General features: G+C 56.3%; 34 protein-coding genes. 14 read left to right on the top strand and 20 right to left on the bottom strand.

Annotation, left to right across the window (positions count from 1 at the left end; all coding sequences use genetic code 11):
- Nucleotides 1-454: 454 nt before the first annotated feature.
- Complete coding sequence (locus DXY02_RS11950) at nt 455-856, top strand: hypothetical protein (RefSeq protein ID WP_114989538.1); 402 nt, start codon at nt 455-457, stop codon at nt 854-856.
- Between the two features lie 1,100 nt (nt 857-1,956).
- Here DXY02_RS11950 and DXY02_RS11945 read toward each other — a convergent pair.
- Nucleotides 1,957-2,202 carry a DUF3104 domain-containing protein gene (locus DXY02_RS11945; protein ID WP_114989537.1) on the bottom strand — a complete coding sequence of 82 codons (246 nt, stop codon included), beginning with the start codon at nt 2,200-2,202 and terminating at the stop codon, nt 1,957-1,959.
- Between the two features lie 195 nt (nt 2,203-2,397).
- On the opposite strand from DXY02_RS11945, the gene DXY02_RS11940 reads away from it, so the two are divergent.
- The 5 genes from DXY02_RS11940 (at nt 2,398) to DXY02_RS11920 (ending at nt 4,240) form a co-directional block, all read left to right on the top strand.
- Entirely contained in the window at nt 2,398-2,520 is a 123-nt protein-coding gene (locus tag DXY02_RS11940; protein WP_114989536.1) for a DUF1651 domain-containing protein, read from the top strand.
- Between the two features lie 75 nt (nt 2,521-2,595).
- Nucleotides 2,596-2,754, top strand: a complete 159-nt coding sequence (locus DXY02_RS11935) for a metallothionein (protein WP_114989535.1) — start codon at nt 2,596-2,598, stop codon at nt 2,752-2,754.
- 811 nt (nt 2,755-3,565) lie between these two features.
- Entirely contained in the window at nt 3,566-3,757 is a 192-nt protein-coding gene (locus DXY02_RS12300; RefSeq protein ID WP_137024537.1) for a hypothetical protein, read from the top strand.
- Complete coding sequence (locus tag DXY02_RS11925; RefSeq protein WP_137024535.1) at nt 3,745-3,960, top strand: hypothetical protein; 216 nt, start codon at nt 3,745-3,747, stop codon at nt 3,958-3,960. Before DXY02_RS12300 ends, DXY02_RS11925 begins: the two co-directional genes overlap by 13 nt.
- 10 nt (nt 3,961-3,970) lie before the next feature.
- On the top strand, nt 3,971-4,240 hold the full coding sequence (locus DXY02_RS11920; RefSeq protein ID WP_114989532.1) for a hypothetical protein: 270 nt from the start codon (nt 3,971-3,973) through the stop codon (nt 4,238-4,240).
- Nucleotides 4,241-4,943: 703 nt separating this feature from the next.
- Here DXY02_RS11920 and DXY02_RS11915 read toward each other — a convergent pair.
- The 6 genes from DXY02_RS11915 to DXY02_RS11895 form a co-directional block, all read right to left on the bottom strand.
- Nucleotides 4,944-5,168, bottom strand: coding sequence for a photosystem I reaction center subunit IV (locus DXY02_RS11915; RefSeq protein WP_114989531.1), 225 nt, complete (start codon nt 5,166-5,168; stop codon nt 4,944-4,946).
- 281 nt (nt 5,169-5,449) lie between these two features.
- Entirely contained in the window at nt 5,450-5,686 is a 237-nt protein-coding gene (locus tag DXY02_RS12295) for a hypothetical protein (protein WP_137024533.1), read from the bottom strand.
- Between the two features lie 674 nt (nt 5,687-6,360).
- Nucleotides 6,361-6,495, bottom strand: coding sequence for a high light inducible protein (locus DXY02_RS11910; protein ID WP_114989573.1), 135 nt, complete (start codon nt 6,493-6,495; stop codon nt 6,361-6,363).
- 333 nt (nt 6,496-6,828) lie between these two features.
- On the bottom strand, nt 6,829-7,017 hold the full coding sequence (locus tag DXY02_RS12790; RefSeq protein WP_170951581.1) for a hypothetical protein: 189 nt from the start codon (nt 7,015-7,017) through the stop codon (nt 6,829-6,831).
- Nucleotides 7,018-7,118: 101 nt separating this feature from the next.
- Nucleotides 7,119-7,262 (bottom strand): hypothetical protein, encoded by a 144-nt coding sequence (locus DXY02_RS12785; RefSeq protein WP_170951580.1) that lies wholly within the window; start codon nt 7,260-7,262, stop codon nt 7,119-7,121.
- Between the two features lie 94 nt (nt 7,263-7,356).
- Nucleotides 7,357-8,271 carry an exostosin family protein gene (locus tag DXY02_RS11895; RefSeq protein ID WP_137024531.1) on the bottom strand — a complete coding sequence of 305 codons (915 nt, stop codon included), beginning with the start codon at nt 8,269-8,271 and terminating at the stop codon, nt 7,357-7,359.
- A gap of 241 nt (nt 8,272-8,512) precedes the next feature.
- On the opposite strand from DXY02_RS11895, the gene DXY02_RS13015 reads away from it, so the two are divergent.
- The gene (locus DXY02_RS13015) at nt 8,513-8,743 is read left to right on the top strand and encodes a hypothetical protein (protein ID WP_244594223.1); all 231 of its coding nucleotides are present in this window, start codon (nt 8,513-8,515) and stop codon (nt 8,741-8,743) included.
- Between the two features lie 173 nt (nt 8,744-8,916).
- Here the strand turns inward: DXY02_RS13015 and DXY02_RS11885 are convergent, their stop codons facing one another.
- The gene (locus DXY02_RS11885; protein ID WP_114989527.1) at nt 8,917-9,234 is read right to left on the bottom strand and encodes a hypothetical protein; all 318 of its coding nucleotides are present in this window, start codon (nt 9,232-9,234) and stop codon (nt 8,917-8,919) included.
- 18 nt (nt 9,235-9,252) lie between these two features.
- A complete protein-coding gene (locus DXY02_RS11880; protein WP_114989526.1) occupies nt 9,253-9,435 on the bottom strand; it encodes a hypothetical protein in 183 nt (60 codons plus the stop codon).
- Between the two features lie 44 nt (nt 9,436-9,479).
- Between DXY02_RS11880 and DXY02_RS11875 the strand changes: the two genes are divergently transcribed.
- The gene (locus DXY02_RS11875) at nt 9,480-9,752 is read left to right on the top strand and encodes a DUF1651 domain-containing protein (protein WP_114989525.1); all 273 of its coding nucleotides are present in this window, start codon (nt 9,480-9,482) and stop codon (nt 9,750-9,752) included.
- A gap of 26 nt (nt 9,753-9,778) precedes the next feature.
- On the opposite strand, the gene DXY02_RS11870 is transcribed toward DXY02_RS11875, so the two are convergent.
- The 3 genes from DXY02_RS11870 to DXY02_RS11855 form a co-directional block, all read right to left on the bottom strand.
- Nucleotides 9,779-9,946: a hypothetical protein gene (locus tag DXY02_RS11870; RefSeq protein ID WP_206749646.1), complete on the bottom strand. Its 168-nt coding sequence runs from the start codon at nt 9,944-9,946 to the stop codon at nt 9,779-9,781.
- Between the two features lie 739 nt (nt 9,947-10,685).
- Entirely contained in the window at nt 10,686-11,192 is a 507-nt protein-coding gene (locus DXY02_RS11865; RefSeq protein ID WP_114989523.1) for a hypothetical protein, read from the bottom strand.
- 667 nt (nt 11,193-11,859) lie between these two features.
- Entirely contained in the window at nt 11,860-12,084 is a 225-nt protein-coding gene (locus DXY02_RS11855) for a hypothetical protein (protein WP_114989521.1), read from the bottom strand.
- 111 nt (nt 12,085-12,195) lie between these two features.
- Here DXY02_RS11855 and DXY02_RS11850 point away from each other — a divergent pair, with 111 nt between their 5' ends.
- Complete coding sequence (locus DXY02_RS11850) at nt 12,196-12,681, top strand: hypothetical protein (protein ID WP_206749645.1); 486 nt, start codon at nt 12,196-12,198, stop codon at nt 12,679-12,681.
- Between the two features lie 187 nt (nt 12,682-12,868).
- Nucleotides 12,869-13,288, top strand: a complete 420-nt coding sequence (locus DXY02_RS11845; protein ID WP_244276321.1) for a DUF2808 domain-containing protein — start codon at nt 12,869-12,871, stop codon at nt 13,286-13,288.
- Between the two features lie 10 nt (nt 13,289-13,298).
- Here the strand turns inward: DXY02_RS11845 and DXY02_RS13135 are convergent, their stop codons facing one another.
- Together DXY02_RS13135 and DXY02_RS11840 are read right to left on the bottom strand one after the other, a co-directional pair.
- The gene (locus DXY02_RS13135; protein ID WP_255441776.1) at nt 13,299-13,433 is read right to left on the bottom strand and encodes a hypothetical protein; all 135 of its coding nucleotides are present in this window, start codon (nt 13,431-13,433) and stop codon (nt 13,299-13,301) included.
- Between the two features lie 118 nt (nt 13,434-13,551).
- Entirely contained in the window at nt 13,552-13,767 is a 216-nt protein-coding gene (locus DXY02_RS11840) for a Nif11-like leader peptide family natural product precursor (RefSeq protein WP_114989519.1), read from the bottom strand.
- 83 nt (nt 13,768-13,850) lie between these two features.
- Here DXY02_RS11840 and DXY02_RS11835 point away from each other — a divergent pair, with 83 nt between their 5' ends.
- Complete coding sequence (locus DXY02_RS11835; RefSeq protein ID WP_114989518.1) at nt 13,851-14,567, top strand: SDR family oxidoreductase; 717 nt, start codon at nt 13,851-13,853, stop codon at nt 14,565-14,567.
- Here DXY02_RS11835 and purB read toward each other — a convergent pair.
- Nucleotides 14,525-15,820, bottom strand: a complete 1,296-nt coding sequence (purB, locus tag DXY02_RS11830) for an adenylosuccinate lyase (RefSeq protein ID WP_114989517.1) — start codon at nt 15,818-15,820, stop codon at nt 14,525-14,527. The genes DXY02_RS11835 and purB overlap by 43 nt on opposite strands.
- Nucleotides 15,821-15,876: 56 nt before the next feature.
- Here purB and DXY02_RS13225 point away from each other — a divergent pair, with 56 nt between their 5' ends.
- Nucleotides 15,877-16,149 (top strand): hypothetical protein, encoded by a 273-nt coding sequence (locus tag DXY02_RS13225; protein WP_371640189.1) that lies wholly within the window; start codon nt 15,877-15,879, stop codon nt 16,147-16,149.
- 105 nt (nt 16,150-16,254) lie between these two features.
- Nucleotides 16,255-16,845: a hypothetical protein gene (locus DXY02_RS11825; RefSeq protein ID WP_371640187.1), complete on the top strand. Its 591-nt coding sequence runs from the start codon at nt 16,255-16,257 to the stop codon at nt 16,843-16,845.
- A 21-nt stretch (nt 16,846-16,866) separates the two neighbouring features.
- Here DXY02_RS11825 and DXY02_RS11820 read toward each other — a convergent pair whose 3' ends face one another.
- Nucleotides 16,867-17,205 carry a P-II family nitrogen regulator gene (locus DXY02_RS11820; protein WP_006851285.1) on the bottom strand — a complete coding sequence of 113 codons (339 nt, stop codon included), beginning with the start codon at nt 17,203-17,205 and terminating at the stop codon, nt 16,867-16,869.
- Between the two features lie 125 nt (nt 17,206-17,330).
- Here DXY02_RS11820 and queF point away from each other — a divergent pair, with 125 nt between their 5' ends.
- Nucleotides 17,331-17,720 (top strand): preQ(1) synthase, encoded by a 390-nt coding sequence (gene queF / locus DXY02_RS11815; RefSeq protein ID WP_114989516.1) that lies wholly within the window; start codon nt 17,331-17,333, stop codon nt 17,718-17,720.
- On the opposite strand, the gene DXY02_RS11810 is transcribed toward queF, so the two are convergent.
- The 4 genes from DXY02_RS11810 to DXY02_RS11795 all read right to left on the bottom strand — a co-directional run bounded on the left by DXY02_RS11810 (nt 17,708) and on the right by DXY02_RS11795 (nt 21,328).
- Nucleotides 17,708-19,006 carry a cytochrome c biogenesis protein ResB gene (locus DXY02_RS11810; protein WP_114989572.1) on the bottom strand — a complete coding sequence of 433 codons (1,299 nt, stop codon included), beginning with the start codon at nt 19,004-19,006 and terminating at the stop codon, nt 17,708-17,710. The two genes, queF and DXY02_RS11810, sit on opposite strands and share 13 nt — an antisense overlap.
- A 5-nt stretch (nt 19,007-19,011) precedes the next feature.
- Nucleotides 19,012-19,725 (bottom strand): cytochrome c biogenesis CcdA family protein, encoded by a 714-nt coding sequence (locus DXY02_RS11805; protein ID WP_114989515.1) that lies wholly within the window; start codon nt 19,723-19,725, stop codon nt 19,012-19,014.
- 54 nt (nt 19,726-19,779) lie between these two features.
- Entirely contained in the window at nt 19,780-20,943 is a 1,164-nt protein-coding gene (locus DXY02_RS11800; protein WP_371634549.1) for an FtsW/RodA/SpoVE family cell cycle protein, read from the bottom strand.
- A 184-nt stretch (nt 20,944-21,127) separates the two neighbouring features.
- Nucleotides 21,128-21,328, bottom strand: a complete 201-nt coding sequence (locus DXY02_RS11795; protein WP_114989513.1) for a hypothetical protein — start codon at nt 21,326-21,328, stop codon at nt 21,128-21,130.
- Between the last annotated feature and the right edge of the window lie 57 nt (nt 21,329-21,385).

The following is a 21,385-nucleotide window of genomic DNA, read 5'->3' as shown; positions in this document are numbered from 1 at the left end:
GAACCCGCCTTTTTTTTGGCTGCACCGCAACAGCTGACCCTTGCGTCCTCTCAAAGAAGTGGGAACATCAGTGATGTTCGGGATAAAAAAGGGGGCATATGCCCCCTTTTTTCTACTTGATCTTCCTCTTTGAAATCCGATAAGGATTACTCCTCTGAACTTCCTCTTTTCATCGGGCAGGCGGGCTGAGGTTGAGGCATCGGACAGGTTGGCTCTTTTTGTTGACTCATCAGAGGTACCTATAAAAATTGACTTGACCCTTTGAAACGCAATAAGCAGAATTTTCAATAGGTAAAACCTCACGTCGTAATTCGACTTTTGGTGAGAGCGGCCAATGCGCTGAGTCGGATTTCCGTATTTATCTGCACCAGCTCAAAACTTAAACTTTTCTTTTCTCCTTTGGCGCTAACTTGGCCTTAGCGCCACAAGAAAGCATTTACGAGGAACGCCTGGCATGATTAACCGACCTAAGCTGAATATAGAAGCTTTCGAGATTGCACTTAAAAATGTAGGTTTGGACAATGAAGAACTAGATATCATTGAGCATATTCGATATATCGGAATATTCGATGAGCTTTCTTTGAGGAAATCACTCAACCTCCCAGTAAAACCACCGGCGCTCTACCGTCTCACCAAAGCCTGCGAGAAGATAGCGGTCTCACTTCCTGAACATACTGAGCAAATGTTGAAATGGTCTGCAAGCCAAAGTCCAGATCAAATTAGCTGGATGGGAAATCTCGTATGCAGTATTGGATTTAATTCAGATGGCGAGCGCCTCGAACCCGAAGGAGGAACAGTTCTGTACCACACCTTTGTTGTTCATAAAGAGCTATTTAATGGACTTGGTGTTACTTAATTAATGGGTTGAGGACATCATGCTGTCATTAAATTTCGATTAGACAGCTGAGCATTCTTCAAAAGGGTCGAAGCTCTTGGTAGACGGACAAGCGGTCATTTGCTCTATAGATCTATTGGTTTGTCCTAGGGTGCCTGAGACAGTGAAAACAGGACGTCTACTGGCGTGAAGATGACGGTGGAATCCGTCCGAATGTTGAGCAACTGATCTTGACTGGCCTTGTGGCCTGGCTGTTTCGCCTGATCGCGACCCTGTAGCGGTCAGCTGAGCTAATTCCTCGCAGCGAAACGGTTGAATATTATTGAGTATTTACACTTAGTGACGGATTTGCATTAATTGAGAATGTTTATCACTATCAATAAGAGCCCTTTTGGGGCATGATTGCTAGGTCGTCCTTGGACGGGATCGACGGGCCAATGCATTCTTCTCTTTCGTTGAATCAGCGAAAGGGGAGATGGCCCCCTTTGATCTATTGACATGTATCTTTTGTGCGTAAATTCCTCATTAATGCCTCGCTGCGTTCTATAAACAATGAACCGTCCAAGGTCAGTAAGAACCCCGGCTATGCCGGGGTTTTTGCTTCTTGGGTGTCCAGCATGATGACCAGGCAGGTGCTGACTAAAAACAGAGCTCTAATGCAGTGAAGACATTCACCTACGGATTAGGAGCCTGAGTATCTGTTGTCCATACGGTTTCTCTACGTCTTGCTTGTCGTACTCCTCAGTGCCTGGGTGCTGGGAGCTGCCCTCCGTTTGAGCACTGGATTCGCAGGATGAAGTGTCCGTTGAGCGATGGCGGCTCTGTCATTGGGTTTCCTTTGCGGTACTCCCATCCTTGGAGGTGCGGAGGCGCAGGATCGTCCTGCTGCCTGATCTATCAACACAGGGATGAAGGGAGAGGGAGATGGTTTGGTAAGCGATCTGAGCGTATTGCTGGATAGGGTCCCACGCCCCTGAGTCAATGCGCCAGTTAGCTCATGTATCGAGCTGAACAGTTGAGCCAGAACAGAGTGTCCTCGGGGAGGGCGAAGTCCAGCTACATCACGGTGAAAAGTGCGTAGCCGGGTTGCGTGGGGAAACTGCACCCGGCTTTTTCATGATTCAGACCCTTGGAAAGATATGAGTCACCAGGTCAGCTTTGATCCAGTTGATGACACCAGTACTGACGTCAGCCACCTGGAAAAACCTTGGAACCCTGGGGCTTCTGACGCTGCCAATAACGTGAATCACGTCAGCCATGCGCCAGTTGCCTCCCCTTTGAACGATCACGGTCATGCCTGCTTTGACCAGCAGAAATACCGGATCTGACTTGAGAGCTCCAACGGCACTCGATTGCTCAATCGACATACACCTTTTGAATTCACCCGTGAAGTAACGCTGAACTGACCCCTCCCCGGTAAGAAAAGGAGTCAGAGCTTGATTCAGCGCCCAATGGCATTGCCTAACCATTGGATGGAGATGCCCAGCAAAGGAACCTCCGAAGACACAATCACCCCCGTCATGTGCTGAGGTTCCTTCGGATTTGGCGAGGAGAGCGGTCAAATGAGACGAAGCCATAGAACGCTGCGGACTGAGCTACAGCGGATGCTGCGGCATAACGCGATTGAGGCTTGGCAGACGATGCGTAAGACAGGCTGGAGGCGCTGCCTCCCTCCTGTCAGGTGAAGTGCAACTCCCTCGGTTCAGAGTTGCACTGGTTGTTTGTTTGACCTAGTAAAAGGGGAGTTGATCGTCGAATCAATGCCAATCACAAACCAGCAATGCGCGTGTGAGCCCTGCGGCTGTGTTGTTTCCCCTCAAAAAGCCGTCGAGAAAGAAGGAAAAATTTATTGCTCCCAGTCATGTGCTGATGGTCATGCCGGTGATGACCAATGTTGCTCAAGTTGTGATTGCTGCTGATTAGTCGCAGCAGCCGCCTTGTCGCAAGGGCACCACTGTTACCCCGCTAACGACATTTGAATCCATAAGAACCCTTACCTGTACGCCGCCACTGGGGTCTTCAGCTAGTTCTACGGAGAGTCCAACCAGCTCTTCACCGTTGGCTTTCGTGTAGTTCAACAGCTGAAGACGTTGAAGTTCTTTTGAAGTGGACATAGGCAATAAAGCGATGTTGAGAGCTTTCTAACGCTGAACTGACTCCCAGCTCGCCAGAGAGAGAGTCAGGCCGTTGCTTGCTGTGTCGGCGTGAAACGAACGCTGACACTCAGCGCCCAATGGTTAAAACGAAAAAACCATTGGATGGAGGCTTGGGGACTCCACAAACACCTTCACCCCGGCGGGAGGTGCAGTGACCTTCAGATGACGCGATGGCAGCGGCCAAAAGAGACGTACCAACGTGGTGGACTTTCGTTAGCAGGAAAAGACTTCTCTCTCCAGAGCATCCAGGAGCTTCAGGATTTTCTTCATCATGCCCTTGGTGCAGGAGGCTGGGTGGGAGAGCCGTCGGATGAGGAGCCCTGCAGACAGCTGAGAATACAGCCGCGGATTTAGGCACTGACGTGAGAATCCCGGACAATACTGGCGGGCGAAACGTGCCACCTGCGGCCGTTGCGCGGAAAACGGTGCCAACTCATTCGGCAAAAAATTCGCCGGTGTCTTCAAAGCTGGTTGGTACGCCGATCATCTGAATAAGGTCGAGCAAAGGTCAAACAGATCACTAGGCGACGTGATGAGAGATATGGGCAGGTAGAAGCGTTGCCCCTAGAACCTGTTGAGCCATACCAGCCTGAATTTGGAGATCAAGAAGTGGATCGTCCGACCTTTTAAGGCTCTCTTTTTCGCAGACAAGAAGGCATTCTTCTGGCTCAAGGCCAAGCTTGGCTGGACTGAATACCAGATGGCTGCCTTGGTCTGGGTGAAGGGCCTCGTCATCGGCCTGTTGTTGGGTTGGTGGCTTCTTTGAACTTCACCGCTCTGCTCATCGTCTTGGGTTTGGGACTTGATCCAACGGGTATTACGGCTCAGCTGAATGATGGCGGCATCTATGACAACTACTCAGACTTCGAAGCCTGCAACGACTTTCTGGCTGGTGATCAGAACATCGAGGATGAACGCTGGGACATTGACTTCGGCAAATGCCTGGACCGTTGGCCTGAGCTCGGCTAGGTGATAAGAGATGGCATCTAGTTACGAGATCCGTGCGGTCTTTGCTGACCCACAAGTGGATGGCATGGATGCCCTCTACAAAGCTATCGGCTGCTTCCTCAAAGATGGGGCTGACTTCGACCGTGCTTATCAACTGGTGATCGAGGCCAGTGGTGTTGAGGCAGCGACGTGGATCACCTTCTGCGTTCAGTGCGCTACGAGGTTTGATGACACACCTGAGGAATCGGAGTTCCTGTCCGTGCTGGAGCAGATGACTCGTGAGCACGTGGGCATGGACTGAGACAAGCGAAGCCACCACCGCAGCCCTGCGTGGATGACCTCGCGTGCTCCCCGCCTTCATGTTCAAGAAGCACCCTTGTCTTAGCTCTGGTGATCCACGGCCTGAGCGTCTATTGCTACTGAGGCCAGGTGATCGGATACGTCCAGGTGTTCCCATTCAAAAAAGTTCGAGAAGAAGTAGAGAAGAGAGTGCACGTGGCAGAAAGGCGAAAAATCCCCCACCTCTTGGAGCTTTTATTGAAATGACCTTCCGATAGCTATTGGTGATTGCAGCTAGGAGGTTGCACCAGAGAATTAGTTCAGTAGTGGGGGTGTATCAACTGTTTCGTTTTAGGGACTACATTTCCCTGATGAGTGTTTTTACTTATCAAAAGCACTCGTGATACATATTTCACAGGTCTTTGTCAGTAAATTCACCGTCTTCTTTGGGTAGTGTCGCCATAATTTGACGAAATACAAATTGTGATGGAAATCGAATTGCAGACAATCCTCGAAAAATGCACCAAAGAGGAGCGTGAGGTTATCGAGAGGTGGTTCAGTAATTTTCAGGCTATCGAGCTTTCCAAGTTCAACGGCATTTCTATTGCAAGAGGCGCTTCGAACGCCTGCCAATTAAATTAGAGATTTTCCTGGGGAGCTTTCCTGCCTGTAATTTTGACAAGAATGGAAAAAAATATTGCAATATTTCTATGATTATTTCCTCTTTATTCGGTGATCAAATCCAATTCACTTGCATGAAAATTATTGGTATTGTTGCCGCCATCCGTTCCTTGCAATCCATAGTAATTGCCTTTCTCGAACCTGACGGTAATTGGATACCTTGATTTCGTGGGCTCTTTCTCTCGAGAAGCTACAATTCCTATTTCATTATACCAATAAGATTCCTTTCGCTTTACTCGGACCTTTGAACCCTTTTGGATTTCAGCCATGATTGATCAACAAAAAATAAGATACTTGAATGGCGTGATTTGGTCAAGCATGTAATTTTGCTAGACTAGAAATTTCCAGAGTCTTCTGTGAACTGCATAGCGGGTCCACAATAATAATGACAGCGCAAGGGAACCAAAAAAGGTCAGCTCCATTCCCCAGATGACGGTATTTTCGACACCTAGGAAATCTATGGTGTGAAAGAAACTTCCCGCCATGAAGAATAAAAATCCATAGAAGCGAAAGTGTCGAGGTAGCTCAAATGAGGCTTGCTTTGAACTATTCATTTTACGTCAAGACCTCTGTTTAAAAGAACCAGCCAAATGCCAGCAATAGTAATCATTGCTGGCAGGCCCGCAATGAAAATACTGGGATCTGATTGCCTAGTGTTGATGATCCAATACACGCCCCAGCCCCATGTGAGAAGAAAAATAAGGTTGAGACGAAGCTTTGAAGAAAGTTGAGTGATCAACACTCCCCCAATGCGACGATTGAAAGATGGTGTTTCAGTGTTAGACATGGTTGCGAGCTTCTTGCTTATCCTGATACTTGGCTAGTCCACTGTCGTATCAATTGCTCTATGTGTATCGATCTACATGGCTAAAAAGAGAGTTCAATTGATCAATAACTCTTGTCCTATTTGTTCGGGCCAAATCAGCGACGTCGCCGTCGTCTCCATCAGGGTCCCTGCGCCAATCACAGCGAGTACCAATAGCAGTATCCACTTCATTGAAAAACCTCAAAAAAAGACCCCCTCTCAGGGGGGGGATTTCCGTGTCCTCATGGTGAGAACGACAGGCGCTTGTACATCAATGGTTCAATGAGCCCATGCCTCCCTTAGTGGAAGACCGCGAAGAAGGGGAAAGCTGTGACCAAAACAGTGATTGCGATGAAAGACCAAATAAGCATCAATCCAATGCTGTGTTGAGTGGTCTCATGAAGGGTGGGAGCGCGTGTTGCCATGGCCCTCAATGGTTGCTCTCCAACCCCTAGCGCCGTCATTGGAGTGAAGGCATCCGGAGAACAACCTATGGCTGGTCTCGGATCATTGCCCAATAGCCATGGTTGGCCAAAGAGAGCCAAGTGCTGTGTTCCCACCGACGCAAATCGCTGCCACAAGCATTCCGAAGTAAAAGAGCTTGAAGTACCCAAGACGCGTTTCGGGTACCCAAACATCAATTTCCTCTTTGGGCATCACCCCATCCCGATCTGAGAAAGGATCCCTTGACCGGTGAGTAGCTCAGTGCCAAGACCAATGATGAAACCCATCATTGCCAGGCGGCCATTCCAGGTTTCAGCCAAAGACGAGAAGCCGAACTTGCTGTCCATAGCGTCGTTAAAAAACTTAACAACTCTACAGGTGCTCCTCTGCTGCTGTTGTGCCAAAAGCATCAACCAGCTTCCCAGGCTTTATCTCTGATTCGTACGTGGCTTGGACAGCTTCTTGCCCCCTTACCGGTGAAAACAGAGTCATGTCAGCTCACAGCACCGGCGGCGCTGTCGTCCCCATGAGGGTCCCAACGCCAATCACCACGAGCACCAGAAGCAGCATCCACTTCATCGATAAAAAACCCCGCCTTGCGACGGGGCGATCCAACCCAAGGGCAATGGTGAAGACCGCAGCCGGTTGTGGATCAACAGGTCAGTGAGCCCTCACCACTCCTACGTCTTGTGCCATGCCTTCGTTCGTTTAAGGAACAGGTTGCAGTGGCGCATCAGTGAGTCTTCGTAGAAGGACCAGATCTCTTGGCTGCCGCCGTGTTCGATCAGGGTGTCGGCGTTGGCCCTCATCTTGATCAGCGCATCCATGACCTCAAACGGTGGGAGGGCCTGGGGGATCTCGTTGGTCATCTCCATTGGTTTGACGTAAGAACGATTGCGAAAGAAGGCCCCCAGATCCACTGGGGCACCAGGGGCCGGTGAAGCGTCGTAATCAGGTTGCGACTGTCAAATCAGTTGCGTCGCGTTCCTGCTCCTCTTGTCTGGCCTCGGCTGAACTTGTCCCAGGTCCATTCGACTGGGGGCAGTTCCTTGAACTTGGCGATCACCTGAGCCTCTAAGTCATCGGTGTTGTCGTGGAATCGCTCAGCTTCCACGACAAGGCAATCGATGATCGCCAGCGCAAGTGTTCTTGCGTCCACTCACCGCCGCAACGAAGGTCCTCAGCTGAGTTATCCATGCGACTTATGTTCATTTATCCCAACTTCCTTCAAAAAAATTCTCTATCTCAATTCTCCAGTGATTCCTGAGACTGAGCCAAAAATATTGACACTCTTTTCTTGCCTCTATGGCCGAATTATTGGTTATCATATCTTCGCATATTTTCCGGGCTTCCTTCCAATTCTTGGCCTGCACGAAAGGGAGTGGTCGCGATGGTCGGAATTTAGCCTCCCAGTAGCTCAAGTCACTTTTTTCTGGACAGGCGTTTGTGAGAACTACTGGTATGCATCCCGCATGAAGAGATTCGTAGAATCTATAAGTATCTATGTTGACCCACCCAGTAGGACACGGAGCGAAAATCGAACTTCTTAGGAGATTGTAGTAATGGGGTGTTGTCAACGCAGTCTTTTTTTTGTTGTCTTCCTGGAATCCTTCGCGTGTAAGTAATATTTTTCCTCCTCTAAGATTATAAAAATTTTCCAAGAATGCCTTGCGAGTAGGCTTGTCTTCTCCCGCAAAAAACCAGGTTTGCGATAGCTCGGGGGGCGGAGTAGCAGAGCTTAGTTCTTTGAAAAATGAATCAGATACTCCTGGGTATATGTGAAGTAGCTTATGGCTCATTCCAAGGTATTTAAGTAATGAATCTAGATGGGGATGATAATATCCGCGGATTACAAATTTGCAATTACTGCTTGTCGCATATCCCATATAATTTTCGAGATTCTCGTCATTTATTGAAATTACCCCATACCTGAAGCCTCTCCTTTCGCAATGCGCCACAAAGCTTTCTTCGCGACTTTTGCATATCAGGATGCTTTGGTCGACAATTATATTGTCTTTTATTTCATTGCCTCTATCCCATTTTTCTATTCTTTGGTTTGGTGGGAGAAGCTCCTGAAGCCATAAAGGAATTTCTCTAAAATCAGTAAAAATTGTTGCTTTCACTTTTGGGAATTAGTTTTGACCATATGATTTTTCAAATCTTAGCTGTCCTAAATCCGAAGTCCATCACCAGTCAGCCACTGCTCCCTAGGTAGCTATGACCCGCAAGAGAGTCACCAAGGAGGAGAAGGCGCAGCGCCAGCAGTGGGCCGTTGCTTAGATCGACAAGGGTGTCGGCTTCTCGGAATTAACTTCCCTTGCTTCCGAAACATGGGGGGTCACCCGCCGACAGGCCCGCACTGTCGTGAAGGAAGCCCATAAAGAGTGGCTGGACGCTTTCAACGACGAAGACATCAATCAGCGTGATCTGCTTTTCCAGTGCCTCGGACGCCTGGAGCGCACGGCGCGCAAGGCGGAAGAGGTTGGTCAGTTCGCTGTTGTCGTCGGCTGCTTCGCTCAGCTCAACAAGATGATGGCTCTGGGTGCTGACCAGAAAGGCTTTCGCGGTCACCCGACGCACTACTACCGGCGCTGACCTTGGTGTCAAACAAGCGCATAAAAAAGGCAGTTCGTGCATTACCCGCCTCATCTAATTCTCCAGCCGAGCAAACCGGAGAACGCAACTCTCAAGACCGCAAAATGTCGAAAACTCGTTGGCATGACTGTGGATTCAGTGCCCACGATGAGAATTAATGCCCAGGGTTGTAGTTAGGCAGTGACAGCGGGACCCGTTTCCACGTGATGCACGGGTTTCCAGTTACGGCAGCCATGAGTGAGGTGTTGTCCTTGCTCCAGCAACGCCTCCATCAGGGCGCAGCCAACGCAGGTGTGGCAGTGAGCATCGATCCCGTAGGTGAACCACGCGCACGACATGCAGACTTTCTTGCTGTACTGCCGCTGGATCACGCGGTCGTCAGCGTGGCCCCATTCCTCCATTGCCAGCATCGTTTTCTTGTAAGTACAGATGTACTTGCAGAGGAGCGGTGCGAAGCGGTAGGGAGGCTTTCGGTAATTCCTGTTGCGCAACTTCCCCGGGGCCCCGGGTCAGCCCTCAAGCTCTCGATCCTCTGGATCGTCAGTCGGTTCGTAAACGACGTTGGACATGGCCCGCAGCATCTGGGCGCAGGCGTAGTTGTCGGCTCCGTAGGTCTCCATCCAGTGCTCGACCAGATCCTTCACGTCGTCGAAGCCGCGGTTGAAGAACTCGTCGGTCGGTTTCCATCCCATGGCGTGAGAAACGCGCCCGAGGGGCGTCTCCTTAGGTTGTAGCCATGTTCAACGAAGGCCCCCGCTACAAGGACAGTCCCGCCAAGGCTGGCGGTGAGGGGTGGCTCGTGAACGATCAACAGCAGAAGGTCGTTCGCTTCAGAAACGACATGGCTACCGCTCATGCCGAGTGGGTCACGTTGGCGACCTACAGCTGGAAGCCACCTAGCCCGCCGGTGCCGATGACCCAGCGGCGGATGCTGCGGCACAACGCCATCGAGGCGTGGAACACCATGAAAAAGACGGGCTGGCGGCCATGCCACCCACCCGTCCGCTGACTTGTCGTAAGCGGAGTTACGTCCAATCAGTAGGAGGAATCATTGAAGCCGTAGCGGTTCATGAGTTCCTCGGTTGAGATCGGTGTGCCCGAACCCTCCGCGAGCCCGGGGATGCATTTGAACTTGATTTCGCGGTAAAGCTTTTGGAGCTCAGCACCGTTTTCTTCGCACTGCTCCATCGATGCCTGGGGCACCTGGTCGGTAAAGGCGGCCCCCCTCGTAACGAAGAAAAAAATCAGGTAGATGACTTCCATCGTTTGGTGATCCCTATTGCTGGCATAGCCATGCCTGGCACCTCCGGCCTCACAGCACCGGCGTTGCAGTCGTCCTCAGCAGGGTCCCGACGCCAATCACCCCAGCACCAAAAGCAGCATCCACTTCATCGGAAAACCCAATAAACACCTGGTGGGGGAGCTGATACGTCCGAGTTCTCACGGTGAGGACGGCGGGCGGTTGTGGAACAACAGGTCAGTAAGCCCTCACCGGATGGCTCTTGAGCGACTCCAGCTTTGGTTGACTTCTGGTTAATGAGCATTTGTACTTCTCAGTGAACCCGGACAAGCAGCACAAAAAATTGCGCAAGCTCGCTTGCCGGGCTCAAGAGTGCTTGACACGAGAAGAGGCGCAGAAAATTTTGAGAAAGGCAGACAAGGCCCACCGGAAGCTGTCTCAGGGCTGATTAATGCAGCACCCTCCGCAGCTTCTGATTGGACGTAAGAGAGATTGCGATGTGCCAGCTGCCACGGACCGCCACTGTTTGGTGGCGGGTCACATCCACTGTGGTGCAGTTGATCCCGTCGATTCCGCCACGTCGCCACGCTCCAGCTGGGGGTGTGATTCCCAGAAGGTGTGGCGTTGTGGCAGTTACGTCGAAAGCCCTGGTGACGGCAGCGTTCTGATCCGCCACGAAGCCGTGGCAGAACGTGGCCGCCGTTACCGGCGCCAGGTGAGCGGCTTGGTCTTCACCAGCCCGCCCTCGTCATTCGCCAGGAGGTTGGACACCGCCTCGCTGAAGTGCCTGGTCTTGGCGTTCTCCTTAAGCCACCGGTTCAGGCCCTTGGCTCTGAGCCGTTCCCAGGTGACTTCGCCGCCCATGGTGCGGATGCGATCCATCAGCTGATCGACGAGGTCACCATCACCGCGATGGAACAGCTCGGTCTCACCGAACAGGCAGTCGACAATCGACATCGCCTGCTGGACCCGTTCGGGGTCAACGATCAGACCGCCGAGCCTCAACGCCTGGGCGCTGCTCTTTTTGAGCATGGGCGTGATCACGTTGTCGCCGATGGCGACGCCCCTCTGCTGGTGGTCAATGAACCAGCGGTTGAACATCAGCCGCCCTTGCAATACCTGACTCTCTCCGGAGACAACGGTGGGTCCCAGCCAGCCCTCGGCGTCAACACGCAGATCGCTGAAGGGATGGTCTGAAACAGCAAGCAAAACGCAATGACCAGCAATGCGAAGCCTGTGCCGGGGGCGTGGATGTTGGCTTGGAACCAGGGTTTAGGAGCCATGCCATCAGTGTGCCGCTTATATGGAACCTCGTCCCGCCAGATGCGCGTCAGAAAGAGACATTCCTGATGGTGTCATGGGTTGGGCGACAGAGGATTAGCTGAGGTTGGCTTCTTGCTGAAAGCTCGGTTTATTGGTGCAGCAGCTGACGCACCGTGGTCCGTGCCCTCAAAGATCAATGGTTCGCTTTGGCCTTGGGAGCCGCTGCGCTTACTGCACTGTTCTGGCTTGAGTTGATGGCCTACTAGCAAAGATTGCTGAACCCTGATGTTTTCCTTGCGCCGCTCCGCTTGGTTGATTGCTGTTGGGGTGCTGCTGGCTTGTGCTCCGGCTGCTCGTTCTGACGCTTGGGTGAGTTGCAAGCGCGATGCTTCCACAGGGCAGCTGCTTTGGCTGCGGGGTAAGTCAACTGAGCTTCTGAAGAATGTTGAATACCGGCCTGGTGCCACCAACCCTGATCTGGGCACTTGCTTGGTGAGCAATGACCAGCTCCGTCTAGCTCACGGTCTGAGGTTTTGATCACTGCTTGGCTTGGGCCTGTAAAGCCCTGCTCATGAAGGTGATTGGCTCTTTGCTCAGACCAAGATTTTGAATTTCAGCGGTTTCTTAAGCGCCTGATCTGTGGGATCACCAGAAGATCCATTAGTGCGAATGTGATCAGGCAGGGGATAAAACCTTTTCCTACAACATTGCAAGCCCAGCGTTCCTGATCCCATTGGCAGATCACCAATTCGGATAACCAGAACAAACTCACCTTTGTTGCAAATGACGTCAGGGCAAACCGCCATTCCGATGCGCTCAGGCGCAGTTTGAACGGCACAGCACTCTTGAAACTGCTGAAAGTCTGATGGCGGAACCGCGCACAAGCGTCGGCTCAGGCTGCGTCTGATGCGTCTTGTCTTTGCTGGTTCGTCTGTTTCTCGCTTCTGCCTTGCTGGCTTCCTGGGCAACCCCTGCTCGAGCGATTTCGCTTTCAGCGCGCACGGATCGGTTGATTGATCGGCTTGAGCAGCTGGGTGTCGTGATCGATCGGCTCGAGCGGTGTGGCCCCGGGGCCGAACGCGCCGCTTACAACATGGGCGTGAACCGTCTCTGTTTATCGCAGGGGCTGCGCGATCAGCCAGGGCTTCAGTTGGATGTTCTGACCCATGAGGCGATCCATGTCGTTCAAGATTGTCTGGATGGTTTGGAAACGCCGTCGTCTTCCACGATCAGCTTGATGCTGCAGGCGCAGGGTGGTTTCAGTCCAGCGCAGGTCGATCGGTTTTTGACACATCATCTCGACCGTTCTACGGCTGCCCACGTGCTGACGGTGACCCAGTCGCTCGGGCCGCTGCAGCGCCAGCGGGAAGTGGAGGCCTATGCGCTTCAGGGCCAGTCCGGCATGGTCGAATCCTTGCTGGCCAGGCATTGCTGATTCCCATCGAAGGATGGAGCTTCAGGCTTCGATGTTGTTCTGTTTGGCATCGCTAGCGTTGATTGATTCGTTGGGACAATTGGGTGAAACATCAGTGGATTGCGATGCTTTTGTGGGCTCCAGTGGTGTTGCTGCAGGCTCCCTCATCAGTCGCACAAGCGTTGTTTGATCGGCCCCAACTCGGTTGATGATTCACAACCCTGAAGCAACCGAAGGCTTGCATAATCGCACCACGATTACAGTTGTGGTTTCTGAGGATGCTGGTAACGCCTTGGGCATGATTGTTTTGCGGCAGTTGCCCAATCTTGATCAGTGGGTTTGGGGTCGCCTGGAGCCTCGGGTTTATCTCGGCGACTATTCCCTTCGCGGCAAAGGAGCAAGAGGATTGGCCACAGCTCTTGTCTCAGGCCCTGAAGAGGATCTGAGCATCAAATTCAATCCAGCGATTGAGCCGGGGCAAACCGTGAATGTTGTTTTTCGTGGATTTAATCCTCAGTCCAGTATTTATCAATGGTCAACAGAACTCATGGCGGATGGTGAGGACCCCATCCGTTATCTCGGACCCACCTTGCGTCTGAACGTCTATGAGCAGGATCCGTACCGTTAGTTTTTGATGTTTAGAGCAAGTTTGGGTATGCATTGAGGAGTCCCCAGATCACCAGTGCGGTGATCGAGGCGAAGATCACGGCTGTCCATGCCGCAAGGTCGGCGTTGTTGCTGGACCCTTGCAAAAGCTGAAGAAGGCGTGCCATCAGAAGGAATGCAAGCTCTTCGGTTTTGGCTCAGCTGGAGGGCAAATTCCAGTCTTGTTTGCGAGCCCTCATACGTTGAGGGCGTCACGACAGATCCGAACGTCGTGCTCCAGTCCTTTCAGTGATATTCCCCGGGGTGCTGAATCTTGGTGACGCTGACGCCGGAGGAACTCTTGCCGGAGAACCGCAGCAGTTCATCGCCGGAGACCTCATAACCCAGCTCTTGGGCAATCAGGGCCGCAGCATCGGCGCTCACGGCCTTCAGCACTTGCCCCCTGAGCGAAGGATCTCTGGAGATGTGAGCAAAAAATTGCCGGAGTTGGTCCGTGCTCATGCGGTTGGGGATGTCATGCCGATTCTGCACGGTCTGGCCTTTCCCCCTGCCTGTTGACTGGTGCGTAGATCAGGGCTGATGGGATGACGCAACTAGCGGTGTCTGGCGCCTCCGGCAAAACCGGATGGCGCGTGGTGGAGGAGGCGCTCAAGCATGGCCGACCGGTCCGAGCCATCGTTCGGCCTGCTTCCGTGTTGCCCTCTGTCCTGGCCAAGGCCGAGCAGGAGGGACGCCTGGAGGTGCGTCGCCTGGAGCTGGACACGGCGGAAGCGTTGCTCCATGCGCTGCAGGGCTGCACGGCCTTAGTGATTGCCACGGGTGCTCGCCCTTCGATCAATCTGGCCGGTCCCTTGCAGGTGGATGCCTGGGGAGTGCAGGTGCAGGTGCAGGCCTGCCGCTCTCTGGGGCTGCAGCGCGTGGTGCTGGTGAGCTCCCTCTGCGCTGGTCGTTGGCTGCATCCCCTCAATCTCTTTGGCCTGATCCTGATTTGGAAGCGGCTGGGGGAGCGCTGCCTGGAGCGCAGCGGTCTTGATTGGACCGTGATCCGGCCTGGAGGCCTGAGTGAGGACGACAGCCGCAGCACCACGGAGGGAGTGCTGGTGACCGATGCCGATCAACAACAGAGCAACAGCATTCCTCGCCGCCTTGTGGCACAGGTCTGCCTGGATGCTCTGGAGCAGCCTCAGGCCTGTGGTCGCATCCTCGAAATCACCAGCTCCCCGGCCCAGCCCCAGCAGACCCTGGGCCAGTGCCTAGATCAGATTCCCAGCCGCTCCCAGATCACGCCCAGATTCTCCTGATGCAATGCGGTGCTGAAGCAGTCCGCCAGCTCCGCCGCGGAGAGGCGGCTGGTGACATCCCCATCCGCTTCGAGGTTGGCGCGGAAGTCGCCGCCGGCGGTGTTCCAGGCGGTGTGGGCATTGCGTTGGACGACCCGGTATGCCTCCTCTCGGCTCATGCCAGTGCTCACAAGAGCCAGCAGCACCCGCTGGCTGAACACCACGCCGCCATACACATTCATGTTGCGGCGCATGTTCTCGGGGTAGATCCCAAGACCCTTCACCACGCTGGTCATTTCCCGCAGCATGAAGTGCAGGGTCACTGAGCAATCGGGAAGCATCATTCGCTCCGTGGAGCTGTGGCTGATGTCGCGCTCATGCCAGAGGGCCACGTTCTCAAGGGCAGCAATGGTGTAACTGCGCAGCACCCGGGCCAGACCGCTGATCCGCTCGCTGCGGATCGGGTTGCGTTTGTGGGGCATGGCGGAGCTTCCCTTCTGCCCCTTGGCGAAGTTCTCCTCCACTTCCAGCACGTCGGTGCGCTGCAGGTTGCGAATTTCGGTGGAGAAGCGCTCCAGGGAGGCGCCCACCAGGGCGAGGGTCTGCACGTAGTCGGCATGGCGATCCCGGGAGATCACCTGGGTGCTGGCGGTGTCGGGAGTGAGCCCGAGGATCTCGCAGGCGATCGCTTCCACCTGGGGATCGGTGTTGGCGTAGGTGCCCATGGCGCCGCTCACCTGGCCCACGGCTACATCCTGCTCAAGTCGTTCCAGCCGGATGCGGTTGCGTTCAGTTTCCGCCAGCCAGCCGGCCACCTTGAACCCGAAGGTGATCGGTTCGCCGTGGATGGCATGGGAGCGGCCGATCATTTCGGTGCCCTTGTGGGCCTGGGCCAGTTCGCGCAGGGCGTCGGCCAGGGCATCGAGTTCGGTGCGCAGCAGGGCCACGGAACGTTTCAGTTGCAGGGCCACGCCCGTGTCCAGCACGTCGCTGCTGGTCATGCCCACATGGATGTGTCGTCCGGCATCACCAACGTGCTCATTCACGTTGGTGAGGAAGGCGATCACGTCGTGGCGAACCTCGGCTTCGATTTCGAGGATGCGCTCCACCTCGAAGCTGGCCTTCGCCTTGATGGTGTCGAGGGCCTCTTGGGGCACGCGGCCGAGCCTGCAGTTGGCTTCGGTGGCAGCGATCTCCACATCAAGCCAGCTCTGGAATTTCGCCTGCTCACTCCAGACGGCTCCCATCTCAGGAAGGGTGTAACGCTCAATCACCGGCGCGCTCGGTTGAACAACCCAACAAATCTATGGGGCCGCCTCCGCGCGCCTGAGTGAGCCTCAGCAAGTCGCTCGACCTCAGCAGCGTCTTTCGACCTCTGGATTGTCGCCATCCTTGGGCCATGACCCCAACGCTCTACCTGCACTGGACGGCAACGCCCTACGTCTGGATCCGCCCTGGGCTTTATCACTCGATCATCAGCGGTGATGGCCGTGTGCACCGGTTGCATGATTACAACGTGGATCTGCCGGCTCACACTTACGGCCGCAACCGCAACAGCGTCGCGCTGTCATGTGCCTGCATGGGCGGTCTGCCCGATCCATAGACACAGCCCCCAACGGAGTCCCAACTCAACAGCCTCTGCGCCGAGGCCGCTGCCGTTGCCCGCAGCTGGGGCTGGGGTGCGGAGCAGATCACGGTTGAGCGGGTGATGACCCATGCCGAAGCAGCCTCCAACCGCGATGGTCGTTGGATGCACGACAACTACGGACCGGTGATCTTGGGCGGGACCGGGGAGCGCTGGGACCTGCTGCAGCTGTCCAAGAACGGTTCCACCGACGGAGGGAACCAGCTGCGGCATCGCATTCAGGCGCTGTTGCGGGAGCCGGATGGGCGGCTTGAGCAGGAACTGCTTGCCTTCCGGGGCACCATCACCATTCAGGCCCGCGGCCGCGAGCTCTCGGTTCAGTTGGATTCCTCGGGCCGTTCCTGGGCCTTGGCATCCGATCTGCTGGAGCGTTACGAGCTGCCTTTCGCCTGGGATGCGAGCCACCGCCGGCTGCTCATCGGGGCCATGGATGTCAGCCCCACCTTCCGGGAGGACGGCGTTCAGGCGGAGGTGGGCTGGCCGTTGTTCGAGATGTCGCTGCAGAGCAGCTCTGCCCAAGTGATTCTTCGAGGCATTGTTCGGCCCGGGACCAATGGGGACCGGGCCTGGTGTCGGGTGGTGGAATTTGCCGAGGAATTCGGCATCTCCATTGGTTTTGATCCGCTCAGGCTTGGAGAACGCCGCGGCGGATAGGGCTGTTCTGGCGTTCTGAGCTCAGAGAGCCGTGCTGTCGCGGTCGCCGGTGCGGATGCGAACCACTGATTCCACAGGGCTGATGAAGATCTTGCCGTCACCGATTTCACCGGTGCGGGCGGCATCGGCGATTGACTTAACCACCTCTTCGACGCGGTCGTCCTCGACCACCACTTCAATCTTCAGTTTCTGCAGAAATTCAACGGTGAATTCCGAGCCGCGGTAGCGCTCCACCTGACCTTTCTGGCGGCCGAAGCCCCGCACCTCGCTCACAGTCATGCCGATGATGCCGGCCTCAACCAGCGCCACCTTGACGTCTTCCAGCTTGAAAGGACGAATGATTGCTTCGACCTTTTTCATGGGGGGAATACGGATCTGATTTCAAGGATGCCGCGGTTCTCAGAGCCGTGCGTGGCCGCTGTTACAGAACGCTGCCGAAGCTTGACTTCCTAGGGTCGCTGATCAGAACTGGCCCCTACAGCCCTTTGACCCAGACCCCCCTCTACGGCGAACGCGCCATCGCCGAAGCCGAGCTGATCTGCTTCGACAACCCCCGGCCTGGGCGCCCCTATGAGGTGTCGATCGAGCTGCCGGAATTCACCTGCAAATGCCCCTTCTCCGGCTATCCCGATTTCGCGGTGCTGCGCCTGATCTATCAACCCGGGCCGCGGGTGGTGGAGCTGAAGGCGATCAAGCTCTATGTGAACAGCTACCGCGACCAGTCGATCTCCCATGAGGAGGTCACCAACCGCATCCTTGATGATCTGGTAGCGGCCACTGATCCGGTGTGGATGCAGCTGGAAGCCGATTTCAACCCCCGCGGCAACGTGCACACCGTGGTGCGGGTGAGTCACGGCAACCGTCAGCCCTGCTGATCGACCACCCCTCGCTGCACCAACTGAGGCAATTCAGTGGCGAAGGCGGCGAGGTTGCGGTTGCAGAGGCCACCCACGCTGAGGGTTCCATCGGCTGCTATGGCCCACAGCTGTCGGGTGGCCACGAGGCTCAACCCACCGCCCACCAGCAGCACTGCGAAGCCCAAGTAAACCAGCGGTACTCCTGGATCCCGCTTGAGCAAAAGTCCGCTGGCCGGCAGCACCGCGTCCACCCGCATCGGCAAGCCTTTCACCTCAGCGGCGGGACCACCCGGTTGCAGGCGGGCGAGCTGTTGACCGTCCGCATCGAACACCGTGGCAGGTCCCTGTTCGCTCTCCAGGCTCAGAAACACCGGTTCGGTTCCATCGGGGCGTGTCGGTAGAACCAGGCCCCAGATCTGATCACCCAGCTCCGGATAGGTCTGTAGCGGCAGCTCCAGCACGGGGCTACGCCCGATCTGCAAGCTGACCGTCGCCAGTGACCAATCGGCCTGGTAAATGGTGATGCCCCGGTGCCTCAGCGGGTGATTAACGCTGATCTCGGCATCCAAGCTTTGGTTGGGGCCCTGCAGCTGCAGAGCGGAGCGGAACTGTTCCGTGCGGCCTGCCGGATCCCGATCAATGGCGAAGCGGTCCAGGGTGATGGACAGTTGGGTTGTGCCATCGCGATCCAGCAGATCGAGGCTGCGGCCGGGGGCCAGGAAGCGCTCCAAGCGGTTCCCCGCCAGCGCCCCCCAGGCTGCGCCAAGCATCAGCAGCACCAGGCCGGTGTGCACGAGCAAGGGCCCCACCCGGCCAATGGCGCCGCGTCGGGCTGCCAGCCGTTGTGGTGTGCGTTGCACCTCCCATCCGCTGGCCCGCAGCACCGTCTCCAGCTGCGTCAGAGCCCGGCTGGGGTCAGCGCAGGGCTGGCTTTCGGCGATGGCTAATTTGCTCAGCTGGCGTGGGGTGCGGTAGTCGATCCAGCGCCGGGCCGCCATCAGCGCTGGCCACTGACGGCGCCAACTGCAGAGGATCAGGGCGAGACCCAGCCAGGCCAGCAGGGCCAGAAACCAGCCGCTGGAATACACATGATCGAGCTGCAACTGCAGCACCTGTTCGCCGTGGAGCAGTCCCAGCCAGGGTGTATCGGCGTAGGCATCGATGTAGCTGGAGGGCGGATCCCCCTGGGGGATGCCGGTGCCCACGGCACTGGCCAGGGCAATCAGCAGCAGCAGCACGATCGCCAGCCGCAGATCGCTGAGCCAGGCGGCCAGGCGTTTCAGTGGGCCCATCCCGCTCGTCATTCCCATCAGCTCCAGCGGGCCAGCAGGGTGAGCAGGCCGCTGGTGAGCAGCACCACTCCACTGGCTGGCGGCACCCAGCGACTGATGCCCCGCAGGGCCAGCAGTTTGGGGATGGCTGCTGCAAAGGTGCCCGCCAGCAGCAGGGGCAGCACCTGGCCGATGCCGAAGCTGCTGAGCAGGGCCACCCCTGCCAGGGGACGTCCGCTCTGGGCAATCCAGCCCAGCAGCACCGCCAACACAGGGGTGGTGCAGGGTGAGGCCGCCAGCCCGAAGGCCAGTCCTGCTGCAACCGGCGCCAGCGGGGCCGGCACCTTCTGACGCCATTGCTCCGGGTCTGGACCGCTGGGCAGTGGAATCCGAAGCACCCCCAGCAGGTTGAGCCCCATCGCTACCGCCAGGATCGCCACCAATGTGGGGATCAGTGCCGGCACCTGCCCGTAGATCCGGCCCAGCAGTCCGCTGATGCTTCCCAGCACCACCAGGGCACCGACGATGCCGCCGCAAAAGGCGAGGCTGCGCTGCCAGGCCGGTTGGCCATCGTCAAAGCCCGCCAGGTAGGCCAGCGTCACCGGCAGCAAGGACAGGGAACACGGCCCAAGACTGGTGAGGGCTCCGCCACCGAACACCAGTGCCAGTGTCAGTGGGCCTGGATCAGCCAGGGCGCGCTGCAGCAGCTGCTCGCTGCTCTGGGCCAAATCGGAGAGCAGCAGCAGGTCCACAGGTGCCCTTGAGTGTGCAAAGCCTATCCAGGCACGGCGGTCACCAGACCAGGCTCAGCGTTGACGCAACGACCGTTGGCGTCCGTTGGATCGTCCCCCGATCAAGCCGGTGGATTCCAGTGAACAGCGGATCAGCAGACCCAGGATCACCAGGCTCGACATCAGCGAGTTGCCGCCATAGCTGATCAAGGGCAGTGGCAGACCGGTGGTGGGCATCGCCCCAGAGGCCACTGCGATGTTCAGGATCGACTGGCCCACCAGGATCGTCGTGCAGCCGATGGCCACGAGCCGGGCCTGGTTGCTTCGGCAGCGCAGGGCCACCCGCAGCCCCACCCAGGCCACCAGCATCAGGAACAGCAGCAGCAGCACTGAACCCACGAATCCAAATTCCTCGGCGAACACCGCGTAGATGAAGTCAGTGCTCTGGATCGGCAGGTATTGGAGCTTCTGGGTGGAGAGGCCATAGCCCTGCCCCATCCAACCGCCTGATCCGATCGCCAGCAGGCTCTGCACCAGCTGATAGCCATCTCCCATCGGGTCGTTCCAGGGATCCAGAAACGACACCACCCGGATCCGCTGGTATTCATTGATCAGAATGCTTGCTGTGCCAAGCAGCGATCCCGCCAGGGCGGTGCCCAACAGGCTGCGCCAGCGCAGGCCGGCCCCTAGGGCCACCATCCAGAGGGTGAGTCCCATCAGGGCCGCTGTGGAGAGGTTGGGTTGCTTGAGGATCAGGAGCAGCAGCCCTCCGAAGCTCCCAAGCCAGAGGAGCTTCTGGTCGAGGCTCATACGGCTCCAGGGGGCGAACAGGTTGGCGGCCTGCAGCACCACGAAGGGTTTCACCAGCTCTGAGGGCTGCATCTGCAGCGGACCCAGCACCAGCCAGCGGCTGGCGCCGTTCACCGTGGTGCCCATCACAAGGGTGGCGGCGATCAGTAGGCAGCCCATCCACAACCCTGGGCCTGACCAGCGCAGCCATCGCCGCAGGTTGGTGGAGATCGTGATCCCCAGCAAACTCCAGCTGGCTAAGAGCCAGATCGCCTGCCGTTTCAGATAGAAACCGCCATCGCCCATTTCCCGCAGGGCCACCCACCAACTGGCGGACGCCAACACCACCAGCCCTGCCACACTCCAGAATCCCGCCAGCCCCATCAACAGGCGAGCTTCTGCTGGCCAGAGCTGCCACGGCAAGGGCAGCAGCCGCTGAATCAGAGCCAACGTCTGAGTTTCTTGCTTACCCCGTCGTCTCGAAGCTCTTTGTAGGGCTGTCGCCTGACCCAAATGTTTGCTCAACCAAAATCAATGCACCATTGAGCCGTGAAATGGTTGCCTTGCCAAGGCACTGATTGAAGAGAATTGTTGGCTGGGAGTCTTTGCAGGGCTTGATGAGCAGCGGTTTCGCTTATGCAACGTTCAACCGCTCATGCTCAACTTCCCATTGCACGTGGGATCCCCAGGATTGCTGGCGCACCCAGCAGCGTCCGCCGCGGCAGTGAAGCACCTGGAAAGGCGGCAGGTCGCAGGGCTGGTTGTCGAGTCGCACAAAGCTGCCCGGCTGCAACAGCGGCACCACCTTGGCGGGTTGGGGGCGGTGGTTGGACACGTCCCTCGACGCGAATTGAGGCAATCCTCTTGGCAGAACAGGCTCCAGTCGCTGGAT

The organism is Synechococcus sp. N19, assembly GCF_900474045.1.
GTDB lineage: Bacteria > Cyanobacteriota > Cyanobacteriia > PCC-6307 > Cyanobiaceae > Parasynechococcus.
This window is presented reverse-complemented; position numbering and strand designations above follow the sequence as displayed.